This window comes from Janthinobacterium sp. KBS0711 (assembly GCF_000988085.1).
GTDB classification, from domain to species: Bacteria; Pseudomonadota; Gammaproteobacteria; order Burkholderiales; family Burkholderiaceae_D; genus Janthinobacterium; species Janthinobacterium lividum_E.
The window spans coordinates 14727-29501 of sequence record NZ_LBCO01000024.1; the positions used below are offsets into that span (position 1 = coordinate 14727).

Here is a 14775-nt window from a genome sequence, read left to right on the forward strand (position 1 = left end):
GCAATTGATGCATGCGCTGAAAAACATGAACGATAAGCTGGTCAGTATCGTCGGCCAGGTGCGCGCCGGCACCGAATCGATCAGCACGGCGTCGAGCGAAATCGCGGCCGGCAACCTGGACTTGTCGTCGCGCACGGAAGAGCAGGCCAGTTCGCTGGAAGAGACGGCCTCTTCCATGGAAGAGCTGACTTCCACCGTGAAACTCAACGCCGACAATGCGCGCAGCGCCAACCAGCTGGCCATCGACGCGTCGCAGATCGCCAGCAAGGGCGGGGTGGTGGTGTCGGAAGTGGTCAGCACCATGGGGTCGATCAACGATTCCTCGCGCAAGATCGTCGACATCATCAGCGTCATCGACGCCATCGCCTTCCAGACGAATATCCTGGCCTTGAACGCGGCCGTGGAAGCGGCCAGGGCCGGTGAGCAGGGCCGTGGTTTTGCCGTCGTGGCTTCCGAGGTGCGCAACCTGGCGCAGCGCTCCAGCGCGGCGGCCAAGGAAATCAAGGGCTTGATCGACGATTCCGTGCAAAAGGTCGAGGCCGGTTCACAGCTGGTGGACAAGGCGGGCCGCACCATGGACGAGATCGTGCAAAGTATCAGCCATGTGACGCAGATCATGAACCAGATCACCGACGCCAGCGATGAGCAGCGCGCCGGTATCGAACAGGTCAACCAGGCCATCGGCCAGATGGACCAGGTGACGCAGCAAAATGCGGCGCTGGTGGAAGAAGCGGCCGCAGCGGCGGAATCCATGCAGGAACAGGCGGCCAAGCTGGCCGATGTGGTGGGCCTGTTCAAGCTCGATGCAACGCAGCACTATGTTTCGGCCAGTGCTGGTCCGTCCGCGACGGCGTCTGCGCCAGGAAAATCTTCCATGCGGCCCGCCATCCAGCCTGCCAAGCACCGCGCGCCGGCGCCAGCCGTGGCCGCACCCGCGCCGGGCAAGGCGGCGCAAGCGGACGCCGTGCGTGCACGCGCGCCGAAGGCGCCGGTGGCGTCCGGGGCCGATGAATGGGAAGAGTTTTAAGCGCAGTTTCCCGGTAGTATGGCGCGGGCGCTACAATCGCGGCTTGAAGACAGCCGTGAACGCGCTCCGCCATGACCACCCGCCGTATCCCCAGCCAACCCTCCAGTAATACTTCCAGCCATACCTTCAGCCAACCCGCTGCATCGTTCTCCCCGGCTGAACCCGCAAAACGCGCGCGCTGCCCAGCCTGCCTGCGCGCCGTCTCCAGTTGCATCTGCCGCTGGATCTCCCCCGTTTCCCACGCGGTGGAAGTGCTGATCCTGCAGCATCCGCTGGAAGTCCACAATGCCAAGGGCAGCGCCCGCTTGCTGCACCTGAGTCTGCCCAACAGCCGCATGCTGACGGGCGAGCAGTTTGCTCCCGAAACGCTCGCCGAATTGCTAGCCGGCAAGCACAACGTGCTGCTATATCCCGATACGCCAGGTGACCGTTCGCTGGGCATCGCGCCGCCGCCAGCGCTCGACCCCGCCATCTTGCCCGATTCGGCCAGCTTGCAATTGGTGGTGCTGGACGCCACCTGGCGCAAGAGCCGCAAGATGCTATATATGAATCCCCCGTTGCAACAGCTGCCGCGCCTGCCGCTGCGCGATACGCCCGCTTCCCATTACCTGATCCGCAAGGCGCACGCGCCAGATCAGTTATCGACCCTGGAAGCGACGTGTTATGCCTTGATGCAGTTGGAGCAGGACGCGGCCCGCTTCGTTCCCCTGATCACGGCGTTTGACGGTTTTGTCGCGCAGCAGTTGAGTTATGTCATGCCGCAGGGTGAAAAAGCTTGAAATAGCACCATGGCAGCCCTTGATATTGGCCGGACAGCGGCATAGTATACTGTACGTATATACAGTTTATGGGGCCGTTCATGAAAGCAATCATTCCAGAACACGATGACAGCTTTGCCGGGCAAGCCATGTTGCCGCCGCAATCGCTGAAAGCTCACAAAGGCCGTGGGGCCGTCTCGAACCTGCAAGGCCGGTACGAGGTGCATGCGCGCGCCGGCTTCGATGACGGCTGGAGCGTAGGCGGTCTGGATGGGGCGGCTGAGGAAGAGGCGGCACCGGCCTGGAAGACGCAGGTCAGCGACGAGCAGGCGCGCACCATCCTCACGCGCAACGCTTCGCCCGATTTGCCGTTCAACGTTTCGTTGAATCCATATCGCGGCTGCGAGCATGGCTGCATTTATTGCTTTGCTCGTCCCACGCACAGCTATCTGGGCCTGTCACCGGGACTGGACTTCGAAAGCCGCATCTACGCCAAGGTGAATGCCCCCGAACTCTTGCGGCGCGAACTAGCCAAGCCGTCGTATGTGCCTGAACCGATCGCCCTCGGCGTCAATACCGATGCGTATCAGCCATGCGAACGCGAGCGGCAATTGACGCGGCGCGTGCTGGAAGTGCTGCGAGAGTGCGACCACCCCGTGGCGCTGATCACGAAATCGTCGCTGATCGAGCGCGATATCGACATTCTGGCGCCCATGGCGGCCAAGCATCTGGCGGCCGTGGCCGTGACTGTCACCACGCTCGATCCAGCCATCGCGCGCACCCTGGAACCGCGCGCGGCTGCCCCGGCGCGGCGGCTGCGCACCATCCGTACCCTGACGGAGGCGGGCATTCCCGTGGGCGTGAGTATCGCGCCCATCATCCCGTTCGTGACGGAACCGGAAATCGAGCAGCTGCTCGAAGCCGTGCGCGACGCGGGCGCCATCCACGCCCATTACGTGGTGCTGCGCTTGCCGTGGGAAGTGAGTCCATTGTTTCAGCAATGGCTGGAAGCGCACTTCCCGGAACGGGCCCAGCGCGTGATGAATCGGGTGCGCGAAATGCGTGGCGGCAAGGATTACGACAGCGCGTTCGGCGCGCGCATGCGGGGCGAAGGTGTGTGGGCCGACCTCATCCGTCAGCGCTTTGAAAAGGCCGTGCACCGGCTGGGGCTGCACGGCAAGGGCGGCCGCTTCAAGCAGCTCGATTGCACGCAATTCCGGCGCCCGCTCGTGGTGCCGCCGTTGGGAAACAAGGCAAAAGGGGGCAATGCGGGGCAGCTGGATTTGTTTTAAGAAGTTAAACGGCGCTATCCTGAGTCTTTGCCTGGATTTGCGCCAGATGCTGCTCGATGGCGAAGACATGCGGGTCGCTCTTGCCCAGCTCGCGCAGGGCGCTGGCCAGGTGCAGCAGGTATTCGCTGTTCGGGCCGCTGGGGCCGTTTGATCGGGCGATCTGGCGCGCGATATCCAGTTCCGGGGCGGCGCCCAGGAAGGCGGCGTTTTCCTCGTTGGCGATGTACACGAGGCCTTCGACCTTGCCGCCGTCCTCGAAGGTGATGTCGGTGGCCAGGCGCAAATAGCCGTTCTTTTCGCGGTGGTCGAGGTGGGCGAAGACTTCGGGCGTGATCAGGTAAGCCATGCCGTCGCACACGGCGCCCGCCTGCGGCACGATGGTGGCGACCCTGCCCGGCGCCATCGGCGTGCCCCGGTGGTCGTGCGAACCTTGCCAGAAACGCCGCGTCCAGCCGGCGATACTGGCGGGGCGGCGTTCGATGTAGGGAAAATCGGCCTTGTAGATCAGCGAGCCATAGCCGAACAGCCAGACCTGTGCATGGCCGTCGAATTTGTTCATGCGCTGGTTGATGGCGATGGTGGCGGCGTCGATGGCGGACAGGTCGTTCTGGGCAGGCTGGGTCATGGCGTAGGCGGCAAGGGGCGATGCGCCATTATAAAGCGGCGCCAGCCGGGCCGCCTGCGGGCAGGGTGTTGCGTGCCGCACCGCTGGCCGCTCCCACGTTCCACTCGTGCGTCTCGACAAAGCGGAACAGGAAGGCCATGAAGCTTTCGGCGGCCGGCGACAGCGAACGGCCCGTCTTCGTGTAGACGAAAAAGCGTCGCGTCAGTTCCGGCTCGTGCAGGGCGCGCATGTGCAATTGATACAGCTTGACCATCGGTTCCGCATACGGCAGGCAGACCGTGATGCCCAGGTTGGCGCTGACCATGGCCAGCGCCGTCGTCATGAACGTCACTTCGTTATAGGGATTGAGCGACAGTTCGCGAAACGCGCCGTGCATGTCGCGCAGCAGGCGTTCCGTGAACTGGCCCTGCAGCGAAATGAACGGGTAGTCGCCCACGTCGGCCCAGGTGACCCTTTCCTTTTGCTGCAGCGGGTGCTGTTCGGGGAAGACCAGCACGAAGGGCATCTCGAACAGCGCTTGCGCGGCGATTTCCGCCGTCGGGTCGCGCTCGGGGCCGATGCCGAAATCGACTTCGCCGCTGAACACCCGCGCCGAGACATTCTCCACCGGGCAGTCGACCAGGCGCAGCTGCACGTCCGGGTGCGCCTGGCGGTAGGCGGCGATCACTTCCGGCAGCAGGGTGCACGCCATCATCTGCGGCGCGGCGATGCGCACCATGCCCGTTTTCAGGGCCTTGCGCTGGGCGATGCCGGCCATGGCGCCGTCGAGGTCCTCGATCATCTTTTCAAACAGCGGATACAGCTCGCGGCCGATTTCCGACAACTGCGTCTTGCGCGTGCTGCGCTCGACCACGCGCACGCCCAGCACGCTTTCCAGTTCCTTGATCAAACCGCTCAAGGCCGATTGCGTCACGTGCAGGTATTCGGCGGCCAGGGTAAAACTGCCGGTCTTGGCCAGCGCCACGAAGGCGCGCATTTGCCGCAGGCTGGGACTCATAAGATAATCCGATAAATCAATGGTTAAAAATTGTTTGTATGATAGCTGTAACTCGATTCTAATGGTGAAAAGCTGAAAAACAGGCCAGCCATCGCGCCCACGGCGCCATCCATTGGAGACAAGCACATGAAGATCAAGCAAATCCACCACGTCGCCTACCGCTGCATCGACGCGAAGAAAACCGTCGAGTGGTACGTCAAGCATTTGAACATGAATTTCGTCCTCGCCATCGCCGAAGACCTGGTGCCGTCGACCAAGGCGCCGGACCCGTACATGCACGTCTTCCTCGACGCGGGCCAGGGCAATGTGCTGGCCTTTTTTGAACTGCCGACGCAGCCGCCGATGGACCGCGACCGCAATACCCCGGCCTGGGTGCAGCACCTGGCGCTGGAAGTGGGCAGCATGGAAGAGCTGCTGGCCGCCAAGGAACGTTTGGTCGCCGGCGGCGTCGAGGTGCTCGGTCCGGTCAACCACGCCATCTTCCAGTCGATCTATTTCTTCGACCCGAACGGCCACCGCCTGGAGCTGGCGGCCAACGTGGGCACGCCCGACATGATGGCCAAACTGGACGCCGTCAAATGGGAAATGCTGGAAGAATGGTCGCAAACGCGCCGCGCGCCCAAGCACGCCGCCTGGATGCACGCGCCGGCCGACGCCTGAACGCATTAGACCGCCACTCTCTGACAAATACACCGAACAAGGAACACCATGAAACTCGCAACCCTGAAAAACGGCAGCCGCGACGGCGCCCTGATCCTCGTCAGCCGCGACCTGCGCCAGTATCAGCGTGTGGCCGCCATCGCGCCCACCTTGCAGGCGGCGCTCGACAACTGGGACGCCGTCGCGCCGAAACTGGAACAGGCCTACGCCGACCTGAACGCGGGCCAGGCGCCGGACGCGCAGCCGTTTGATGCCGCGCTGTGCCACTCGCCGCTGCCGCGCGCTTACCAGTGGGCCGACGGTTCCGCCTACATCAACCACGTGGAACTGGTGCGCAAGGCGCGCAACGCGGAAGTGCCGGCCTCGTTCTACACGGACCCGCTGATGTACCAGGGCGGCTCGGACAGCTTTATCGGCCCGCGCGACCCGATCTTCGCCCTATCCGAAGAGTGGGGCATCGATTTGGAAGCGGAAGTGGCGGTGATTACGGGCGACGTGGCCATGGGCGCCAGCGTGGACGACGCGGCGAAAGCGATCCGCCTCGTCATGCTGGTCAACGACGTATCCTTGCGCAACCTGATCCCGGGCGAACTGGCCAAGGGTTTCGGCTTCTTTCAGTCGAAGGCCGCCAGCGCGTTTTCGCCCGTCGCCGTCACGCCCGATGAACTTGAAGGCCACTGGGCGGACAGCAAGCTGCATTTGCCGCTGCTGGTGGATTTGAACGACAATCCCTTCGGCAAACCGAATGCGGGCGAGGACATGACCTTCAATTTTGCCCAGCTGGTGGCGCATGCTGCCAAGACGCGCGAACTGGGCGCCGGCAGCATCGTTGGTTCCGGCACCGTGTCGAACAAGCAGGGCAACCTGTTTGGCTCGAGCATCGAGAACGGGGGCGTCGGTTACTGCTGCCTGGCCGAAGTGCGCATGTATGAAACCATCGAACACGGCGCGCCAAAAACGGCGTATCTGAAGTTCGGCGACACGGTGCGCATCGAGATGCGCGACGCGGCGGGCGCCAGCATCTTCGGCAGCATCGAGCAGACCGTGGCCGTGTACGCCGGCCGCGCCTGAGGAGGGCACCCGTGAAGCTGTACACCTACTTTCGCAGTTCGGCCGCCTACCGCGTACGCATTGCCTTGAATCTCAAAGGCATAGCTTACGACAGCATCCCCGTGCATCTGCTGCAGGATGGCGGACAGCAGCTGCTGCCCGCCTACCGCGCCGTCAACCCGTCGGCCCTGGTGCCGGCGCTCGACGACGACGGCGCCATCCTGACGCAGTCGCTGGCGATGCTTGAATATCTCGACGAGACGCAGCCAGCCGTGCCGCTGCTGCCGTCGGACGCGCTGGGACGCGCCAGGGTGCGCGCGCTGGCGCTGGCGATCGCCTGCGACGCCCATCCGTTGACGAATCTGCGCGTGTTGAAGTATCTGAAAAACACCCTGGGACTGTCGGACGAGGCCAAGCAGGAGTGGTATCGCCACTGGATGGCCGAGGGCCTGGCGGCCGTGGAAGCGCTGCTGGCGCAGGGCGATCCGGCCGGCACGGGCCTGTTCTGCCATGGCGACAGCCCGACGATGGCCGACTGCTGCCTGGTGCCGCAGGTATTCAATGCGCAGCGCTTCGCCATCGACCTGGCGCCGTATCCGCGCGTGGCGCGCATTCATGCCCATTGCGCCGCCTTGCCCGCGTTTGCGGCCGCCCATCCGTCGCAGCAGCCTGACGCGGAATAGGGCGTCCGGTCAATAAGGGAAGCGGGTTCAGCTCCACTCGACCCTGTCCCGTCCGCCATGTTTGGCGCGGTACAGGGCCTGGTCGGCGCGGATCAGCAGATCGGTCAAGTTGTCCGCTTCCCGTCTGGCTGGTGCCGTCGATTGCGGCGTATTGGATGTCACGCCGATGCTGATGGTAAGGCTGACCAGTTGGCCATCAGCGCATTCCACGCGCAAGCCGGCTGCCGCCAGGCGCAGGCGCTCGGCCGCTTCCAGCGCCACCGGCAGCGGCGTCTCCGGCATCAGCAGCACGAATTCCTCGCCCCCAAAGCGCGCCGCCGTATCCATGCCCCGCGTGACGCTGCGCAGCACTTGCGCGACGGCAGCGATGGCGCGGTCGCCCGCGTCGTGGCCATGGCCGTCATTGATGCGCTTGAAGTGGTCGATATCGATCATCAGCAGCGACAGCGTGTGACCGAAGCGCTGGGAGCGCTCAAGTTCCTCTGTCAGCCGCAGGGTCATCATGCGGCGGTTCCCCAGGCCCGTCAGCGGGTCGGTCGTGGCTTGCTGCTCCAGCCGGGAGTTGGCCACCAGCAGTTCCAGGGTGCGCTGCAAGACCCGTTCCTCGAGCATGTCGCGCTCCGCATGCAGGGCCGCCACGCTGGCGCGGCGGCTGCGCTGGGCCAGCAGCAGGGCCGTGATCAGCGCCGCTTGCAGCGCGATCAGCGACAGCCCGGCGATGATCTGCCAGTGGTATTGCGCCCACACTCCTTGTGGCCGGTTCAGGATGCGTGCCTCGCCGGGCAGGTTGCGCAAGCCGAAACGCTGTACCGCGGCATCGTCGAAGATATATGCCTGCATGCCGTCCGGGTCGGGCGTTCTGCCCAGCAGGATGCGCGCGATGGTACGTCCCACTTTCTCTCCGCTGATGACATAGCCGCCCACCACGCCGGGCAGTATCAGCGACTCCACGCTGGTGAAAACGGGCACGGCGCTGCGCGAGGCCAGGTCGCGCGCCATGACGGGCGGCGTGGTGCGCTGCCCCAGCTCGTCGCGGTAGACGGGCAGCAGGTAGATGGCGCTGCCCTCGCCCAGCGTGCCGGTGCGGCGCCACAATTCTTCCTGGCTCAGGTGATCCCAGAACTCGACCTTGAACCGGTCCTGGTAGGGCGCGATGGCGGCGCGGATGGCGGCGATCCACGCCTGGCCGCGTGCGCTGGCGTCGCCGACGATGGCGATATGGCGCAGTCCAGGCGTCACTTGCACCATGACGGAGACGGCCTTGCCGAAATCGTGGCGCACGTCGAGATTGACGCCGTCGGCAGGCACCCAGTCCTGCCGCCCCTGGTTCACATAGTAGCGGGGCACGCCGGGAAACAGCTTTGGGTGCTGGCTCAGGAACTGGGCCGCCAGGTAGTTTTCCGTGATGATGGCGTCGAACTGCACCATCTTGTACTTGGTTTGCAGATAGGTTTCCAGTCCGGCTACGGCAGGCTGTTCGCCCACGCGCACAGAATCGAGCCGCTCCTCGTAGATGCCGGGCGCGAGGCGCCAGTTCTCGTTGGCCAGTTCAGCGCTCATGCCCTTGTGGATCAGCGTTTGCCACTGCGAGGAAGCATCGCTGCCCAGCGAATACAGTACCAGCACTTGTCTTGGCGCAAAACGCGGTGCGCTGATCTGCGCCGGGTCTTGCGCATGGGCGGGAGCGTTGCAGCTTAGCCATAGCAAAAAGCTCAGGCAGGGCAGGCGTATCGCGGCGCGCAAACGTGTGAGGTAGGGACAGGGCATGGACAGGGCAGTGTGTTGAGAACTTGCCCAGGCGCAATGAGCGTTAGTGGATGGAAGAATCCGGTCAGCACTATTTCTTGATGTGGCTCAAGTTCCAGGGAAACCAGTCTAGCATTGCCGGCCTCGATTGGCGCGGATTACGTGCAATTTTTGATACTGTTGTTGCGATATTGGTATCGCGGTGAAATGTGGAGGTGTGTTCGTTCAACAACGCAGGCGTACCGGTGCGCTACAATTTGCGTTTGCCCAAATATTTCACGCCCCATGACCGCAACAACCGTTCCTGCCAGCATCACCGATGCCCTGTCCCTGGCGCATGCCTCCTGGCGTCCCATTTTGCTGCGCGGCTTGCACGCCGTGATGGCGGCCGATCCCGCCTACCTGCCGGCGCTGGCCATCGACGATTACCTGCCCACGCAGGGCCGGCTGTTCGCCGCGTTTGCCCTGCCGCTGGCGCAGGTGCGCCATGTGCTGGTGGGCGAGGGACCGTATCCGCGCGCCGACAGCGCCACGGGCGTGTGCTTCATGGATGGCGCCGTCGGCAGTCTGTGGTCGGCCACGGGCCTGTCGAAGCCCGTCAACCGCGCCACGTCCCTGCGCAACTTCATGAAAATGTTGCTGGTGGCCGATGGCCAGCTGCAGGGCGGCGATACGTCCGGCGCGGCCATGGCGCCCGTGGTGGCGGCCGCGCTGCAAGCCGGCAGCGGCGTCATCCAGACCCTGCCTGACTTGCAGCGCAAGATGACGGAGCAGGGCTTCCTGCTGCTCAACGCGGCGCTGGTGTTCCGTGCCCACGTGCCGCCCGTGCAGGATGCGCGCGGCTGGCTGCCTTTCCTGCAGGTGGTGCTGGAAGCGCTGGCGCAGCAGGGCGGGACGGCCGCGCCGCAACTGGTGTTGTGGGGCAAGATTGCCGAGCTCATCAAACGCCTGCCGGTGGCGGCGTCCTTGCCGCAGGTGACGGCGGAACATCCGTATAATCTGTCCTTTATCGGCAATCGTGACATGCAGGCCTTGTTTGGCCCGATGCAACTATTGCGTGCTTGAGATTGAATTGACGCCATCTGGCGGAAGTGCGGGGAATATGCAAATCAGTAACGTGGAAGAATTGAAGGCGTGGATCGCGGCGGGCGGCGTGCCCGACTATCTGTATTTCTGGGGGCACACGCCGGCGCAGCCGCAGATGCCCGATAAAAGCTGCTTCAGCCAGTGGTTCCCGTCGCCATTCAGCCTGGCCGGCGTGACGTATGCGACGGCCGAGCATTACATGATGGCGCAAAAGGCGGCCCTGTTTGGCGACACGGCCGTCCAGGCGCGCATCGTGGCGGCCGAACGGCCGTCGGAAGTAAAGAAGCTGGGGCGCGAAGTGGCGAACTTCGACGCCAAGGTGTGGGAAGCGGCGCGCGCCGGCATCGTCTTCGATGGCAACTTTGCCAAGTTCTCGCAAAAGGCCGCACTGCGCAAGTTTTTGCTGGGCACGGGCGAGCGCGTCATCGTCGAAGCCAGTCCCGTCGACCGCATCTGGGGCGTGGGCCTGGCGTCGGACAATCCGCGCATCCTGGACCCCGCCAGCTGGGACGGCTTGAACTTGCTCGGTTTCGAGTTGATGAAAGTGAGGAGCGCCCTGCGAGGGTGATAGCGCCTGACCAAACCTGCTGCGCGTCGGTATAGGTAGCCTGCGATGCTCACCGTACTAGAGTACGGTTGCGCTTCTCGGCCACCTCTCCCTTCCGCTCGCGACGGTTTTGTCAGGTGCCGTGAAGCCGGCGATTGTCATATTGTTGTTTGATTGTTGTTTTCTTGAGGCCGCCATGTCACGCGTGGCCTGTTAAGCCCCTGCCAGCCCTGTGGTCATCGAGGGGCGCTCTGACAAACCCCGCCGAATTTGTTATACTTGACTAAATCATTCAACTACTCAGGGTTTGAGAAGTTGAAAAGCCGCAATATTTTAAACTAGTTGAACCGAGGATGTATGCGTCTGACTACAAAAGGCCGTTTTGCCGTGACTGCGATGATCGATCTTGCCCTGCGCCAGGGTAAAGGTCCGGTCACCTTGTCCGGCATCAGCCAGCGCCAGTCGATTTCCCTGTCCTACCTGGAACAGCTGTTCGGCAAGCTGCGCCGCCATGAGATCGTCGAATCGATCCGCGGTCCCGGCGGCGGTTACAGCCTGGCGCGCCGTGCGGACAAGGTGACGGTGGCCGACATCATCATCGCCGTCGACGAACCGCTGGACGCCACGCAGTGCGGCGGCAAGGAACATTGCCACGGCGCCGACGCGGCCACGGGTGCGCGCTGCATGACACATGAATTGTGGTCCACACTCAACGAAAAAATGGTCGATTATCTGGATTCTGTGTCCTTGCAGGACCTGGTCGACCAGCAGAGACAAAAGATTGCCGAACAAAGCGTGATGGTGATGCATCGTAACCACGCCGCCATCGGTTGAATATTACAAAATACTAAGTTGCTGATTGCAGGAGTTATTGATGAACGCCCCAGAAAAAAACGTAGGCCAAGTGCACTTTGAAACCGCACCGCATTTCCCGATCTACATGGATTACTCGGCCACCACGCCGATCGATCCCCGCGTCGCCGACAAGATGATTCCCTACCTGCGCGAGCAGTTCGGCAATCCGGCATCGCGCAGCCACATGTATGGCTGGACGGCGGAAAAAGCCGTGGAAGAGGCACGCGGCTACGTGGCGGCCCTGGTGAACGCCGATCCGCGCGAAATCATCTGGACCTCCGGTGCGACGGAAAGCAACAACCTGGCCATCAAGGGCGCGGCACAGTTCTACAAGACCAAGGGCAAGCACATCATCACCGTCAAGACCGAGCACAAATCGGTACTCGACACCGTGCGCGAACTGGAACGCATCGGCTTTGAAGCGACCTATCTGGAACCGCAGGACAACGGCCTGATCACCGTCGAGCAGCTGGCCGCGGCCGTGCGCCCGGACACCATCCTCGTGTCGGTCATGCTGGTGAACAACGAAATCGGCGTGATCCAGCCGATCGACGAGATCGGCGTGTTCTGCCGCTCGAAAGGCATCATCTTCCATTGCGACGCCGCGCAAGCGACGGGCAAGGTCGTCATCGATCTGCAAAAGACCAAGGTCGACCTGATGACCTTCACGGCGCACAAGACCTACGGCCCGAAAGGCGTGGGCGCCCTGTACGTGTGCCGCAAGCCGCGCGTGCGCCTGGAAGCGCAGATGCACGGTGGCGGCCATGAGCGCGGCCTGCGCTCGGGCACCCTGCCGACGCACCAGATCGTCGGCATGGGCGAAGCATTCCGCATCGCCAAGGAAGAAATGGACAGCGAAATCGGCCGCATCAAGGCCTTGCGCGACCGCCTGGCCAAGGGCCTGCAGGAGATCGAAGAAGTCTACATCAACGGCGACATGGACCACCGCGTGCCGCACAACCTGAACGTGAGCTTCAACTACGTCGAAGGCGAGTCGCTGATCATGGCGATCAAGGATATCGCCGTGTCGTCCGGTTCGGCCTGTACCTCGGCCAGCCTGGAACCATCGTACGTGCTGCGCGCCCTGGGACGCAGCGACGAACTGGCGCACAGCTCGATCCGCTTCACCATCGGCCGCTTCTCGACCGAGGAAGACATCGACTTCGCCGTGAACCTGCTGAAATCGAAAGTACACAAGCTGCGCGAACTGTCGCCGCTGTGGGATATGTTCAAGGACGGAATCGACATCAATTCGATTCAATGGGCAGCCCACTAACCAACACCGTGGCCCCTGTTGACGGGGCCGGCAAGAATATTAAAGGAGCATCAAAATGGCTTACTCGGACAAAGTACTCGATCACTACGAAAACCCGCGCAACGTGGGCGCTTTCGACAAGGGTGATGAAACCATCGGCACCGGCATGGTCGGCGCGCCTGCCTGCGGCGACGTGATGAAACTGCAGATCAAGGTCGGCGCCGATGGCCTGATCGAAGATGCGAAATTCAAGACCTACGGCTGCGGTTCGGCCATCGCGTCGAGCTCGCTGGTGACGGAATGGGTCAAGGGCAAGACCCTGGACCAGGCACTGGCCATCAAGAACACGCAGATCGCCGAAGAACTGGCCCTGCCGCCAGTGAAGATCCACTGCTCCATCCTGGCGGAAGACGCCATCAAGGCGGCGGTACTGGATTACCAGACCCGTCATCCGGCAGCGTAAGAGCACCTGAGAAAACGCCCATGGCTGCGTTGCATTGCCTTGTCGTACTAGTCGTACTGCCTGCGGCAATGCGCCTTGCCCTGAACGTTTTTCAGGCACTCTAGAATTTGTTGGATTTTGATACCTGTTCCCATGAGGGAACAGGAGCGGAGAAATACATGATCACACTGACCGAAAAAGCGGCGAAACACATCAACCGTTATATAGAACGGCGCGGCAAGGGCATGGGCCTGCGCTTCGGCGTGCGTACCACGGGCTGCTCGGGCCTGGCTTACAAGCTGGAATATGTCGATGAAGCGGCGGCTGAAGACAGCGTCTTCGAATCGCACGGCGTGAAAGTCTTCGTCGACCCGAAAAGCTTGCCTTACATCGACGGCACGGAACTCGATTTCGCGCGCGAAGGCTTGAACGAAGGCTTCAAGTTCCACAATCCGAACGAAAAAGACGCCTGCGGCTGCGGCGAGTCCTTCAGGATTTAAACAGCTGGCAAGACCCCGGTCGGTGCGCTGTACCCATCGATTGCGGTACAGCGACCACTGACCATTATGCAAAACCACTTCGAATTATTCCAGTTGCCGGCGCAGTTCTCGCTCGACATGAGCGCGCTCGACGCGGCCTACCGCGACGTGCAGGGCAAGGTCCACCCGGACCGCTTCATCAACGCCAGCAGCGCTGAAAAGCGCGTGGCGATGCAATGGGCCACGCGCGCCAATGAAGCCTACCAAACCCTGAAAAGCCCGCAAAAACGCGCGCAATACCTGTGCGAACTCAATGGCGTCGACCTGCAGACGGAATCGAACACGGCCATGCCCGTCAGCTTCCTGATGCAGCAGATGGAGTGGCGCGAAGAACTGGGCGATGCCCGCGCCGGCAAGGATGCCGACGCGCTCGACGCCCTGGACCGCCAGCTGCGCGGCGAACGCAAGGCCTTGCTGGCCCAGGTGGCGGCCCAGCTCGACGCGGCCGACTATGTGAATGCCGCGCAAAGCGTGCGCGCCCTGATGTTCCTCGACAAATTTGGCGAGGAAGTCCGTTTTGCCTATGAGGCGATTGAAGTTTGATCTCCGGATAGCTTGACCGGCGTGCCAAGCGCCAGTCTGGCGCGCGTCTTATAATGCGCGACAGGCATCAACCGCATCACGCAAAAAATTAATCGAGGCACGAATACAATGGCACTTCTGCAAATCTCCGAACCAGGCATGTCGACCGCGCCGCACCAGCACCGCCTGGCCGTCGGCATCGATCTGGGCACCACCAATTCCCTGGTCGCCACTGTCCGCAACAGCATTCCCGAGGTGCTCAACGACGAGGAAGGGCACTCCCTGCTGCCGTCCGTCGTGCGCTACCTGCCGAATGGCCACGCGAACATCGGCTACAAGGCCCTGTCCGCGCAAACCACCGACCCGAAGAACACCATCGTGTCCGTGAAACGCTTCATGGGCCGCGGCCTGGCCGACATCGCCTACGCGGAAAACCTGCCCTACGATTTCCAGGACACGCCTGGCATGGTGCAGCTGAAAACCGTGGCCGGCGTGAAAAGCCCCGTCGAGGTGTCGGCGCAAATCCTCGCCACCCTGCGCCAGCGTGCGGAAGATTCGCTCGGCGACGACCTGGTCGGCGCCGTCATCACCGTGCCCGCCTACTTTGACGACGCGCAGCGCCAGGCAACCAAGGATGCGGCGCAGCTGGCCGGTATCAACGTGCTGCGCCTGTTGAGCGAGCCGACGGCGG

The 14775-nt window shown here is 62.8% G+C and carries 17 protein-coding genes; 14 read left to right on the forward strand and 3 right to left on the reverse strand.

Going from position 1 to position 14775, the window contains the following annotated elements; translation table 11 throughout:
- From VM94_RS28980 to VM94_RS12610, 3 genes are all read left to right on the forward strand, one after another.
- Positions 1-1027: methyl-accepting chemotaxis protein (locus VM94_RS28980; RefSeq protein ID WP_046684684.1), on the forward strand; the 1027-nt coding region annotated here is incomplete at its 5' end.
- A gap of 212 nt (positions 1028-1239) precedes the next feature.
- Positions 1240-1806: a tRNA-uridine aminocarboxypropyltransferase gene (locus VM94_RS12605; RefSeq protein WP_409929629.1), complete on the forward strand. Its 567-nt coding sequence runs from the start codon at positions 1240-1242 to the stop codon at positions 1804-1806.
- An 80-nt stretch (positions 1807-1886) separates the two neighbouring features.
- Positions 1887-3077 (forward strand): PA0069 family radical SAM protein, encoded by a 1191-nt coding sequence (locus VM94_RS12610; protein WP_409929603.1) that lies wholly within the window; start codon positions 1887-1889, stop codon positions 3075-3077.
- 4 nt (positions 3078-3081) lie between these two features.
- Here the strand turns inward: VM94_RS12610 and VM94_RS12615 are convergent, their stop codons facing one another.
- Together VM94_RS12615 and VM94_RS12620 are read right to left on the reverse strand one after the other, a co-directional pair.
- Positions 3082-3669 (reverse strand): gamma-glutamylcyclotransferase, encoded by a 588-nt coding sequence (locus VM94_RS12615; RefSeq protein ID WP_138829171.1) that lies wholly within the window; start codon positions 3667-3669, stop codon positions 3082-3084.
- Between the two features lie 61 nt (positions 3670-3730).
- The gene (locus VM94_RS12620) at positions 3731-4699 is read right to left on the reverse strand and encodes a LysR family transcriptional regulator (RefSeq protein WP_046683827.1); all 969 of its coding nucleotides are present in this window, start codon (positions 4697-4699) and stop codon (positions 3731-3733) included.
- A gap of 126 nt (positions 4700-4825) precedes the next feature.
- On the opposite strand from VM94_RS12620, the gene VM94_RS12625 reads away from it, so the two are divergent.
- From VM94_RS12625 to maiA, 3 genes are read left to right on the forward strand one after another with little or no spacing between them, the layout of a single operon-like run.
- The gene (locus VM94_RS12625; RefSeq protein WP_046683828.1) at positions 4826-5359 is read left to right on the forward strand and encodes a VOC family protein; all 534 of its coding nucleotides are present in this window, start codon (positions 4826-4828) and stop codon (positions 5357-5359) included.
- A gap of 48 nt (positions 5360-5407) precedes the next feature.
- Positions 5408-6430, forward strand: coding sequence for a fumarylacetoacetate hydrolase family protein (locus tag VM94_RS12630; protein WP_046683829.1), 1023 nt, complete (start codon positions 5408-5410; stop codon positions 6428-6430).
- 11 nt (positions 6431-6441) lie between these two features.
- A complete protein-coding gene (maiA, locus tag VM94_RS12635) occupies positions 6442-7092 on the forward strand; it encodes a maleylacetoacetate isomerase (protein WP_046683830.1) in 651 nt (216 codons plus the stop codon).
- Between the two features lie 27 nt (positions 7093-7119).
- On the opposite strand, the gene VM94_RS27255 is transcribed toward maiA, so the two are convergent.
- Positions 7120-8859, reverse strand: a complete 1740-nt coding sequence (locus tag VM94_RS27255) for a GGDEF domain-containing protein (RefSeq protein ID WP_082127697.1) — start codon at positions 8857-8859, stop codon at positions 7120-7122.
- Between the two features lie 264 nt (positions 8860-9123).
- Here VM94_RS27255 and VM94_RS12645 point away from each other — a divergent pair, with 264 nt between their 5' ends.
- The 8 genes from VM94_RS12645 to VM94_RS28985 all read left to right on the forward strand — a co-directional run.
- Entirely contained in the window at positions 9124-9903 is a 780-nt protein-coding gene (locus tag VM94_RS12645) for a uracil-DNA glycosylase (protein WP_046683831.1), read from the forward strand.
- A gap of 37 nt (positions 9904-9940) precedes the next feature.
- The gene (locus VM94_RS12650; RefSeq protein ID WP_046683832.1) at positions 9941-10492 is read left to right on the forward strand and encodes an NADAR family protein; all 552 of its coding nucleotides are present in this window, start codon (positions 9941-9943) and stop codon (positions 10490-10492) included.
- A 336-nt stretch (positions 10493-10828) separates the two neighbouring features.
- Positions 10829-11305 carry a Fe-S cluster assembly transcriptional regulator IscR gene (iscR, locus tag VM94_RS12655; RefSeq protein WP_034750086.1) on the forward strand — a complete coding sequence of 159 codons (477 nt, stop codon included), beginning with the start codon at positions 10829-10831 and terminating at the stop codon, positions 11303-11305.
- Positions 11306-11345: 40 nt separating this feature from the next.
- A complete protein-coding gene (locus VM94_RS12660; RefSeq protein WP_046683833.1) occupies positions 11346-12602 on the forward strand; it encodes an IscS subfamily cysteine desulfurase in 1257 nt (418 codons plus the stop codon).
- Between the two features lie 55 nt (positions 12603-12657).
- On the forward strand, positions 12658-13044 hold the full coding sequence (gene iscU / locus VM94_RS12665) for a Fe-S cluster assembly scaffold IscU (RefSeq protein ID WP_034750082.1): 387 nt from the start codon (positions 12658-12660) through the stop codon (positions 13042-13044).
- Positions 13045-13202: 158 nt separating this feature from the next.
- Complete coding sequence (gene iscA / locus VM94_RS12670) at positions 13203-13523, forward strand: iron-sulfur cluster assembly protein IscA (protein ID WP_034750079.1); 321 nt, start codon at positions 13203-13205, stop codon at positions 13521-13523.
- A gap of 66 nt (positions 13524-13589) precedes the next feature.
- Positions 13590-14105 (forward strand): Fe-S protein assembly co-chaperone HscB, encoded by a 516-nt coding sequence (gene hscB / locus VM94_RS12675; RefSeq protein WP_035820574.1) that lies wholly within the window; start codon positions 13590-13592, stop codon positions 14103-14105.
- A gap of 108 nt (positions 14106-14213) precedes the next feature.
- Positions 14214-14775 (forward strand): Hsp70 family protein (locus tag VM94_RS28985; protein ID WP_046684685.1); only part of this gene is annotated, 562 nt, incomplete at its 3' end.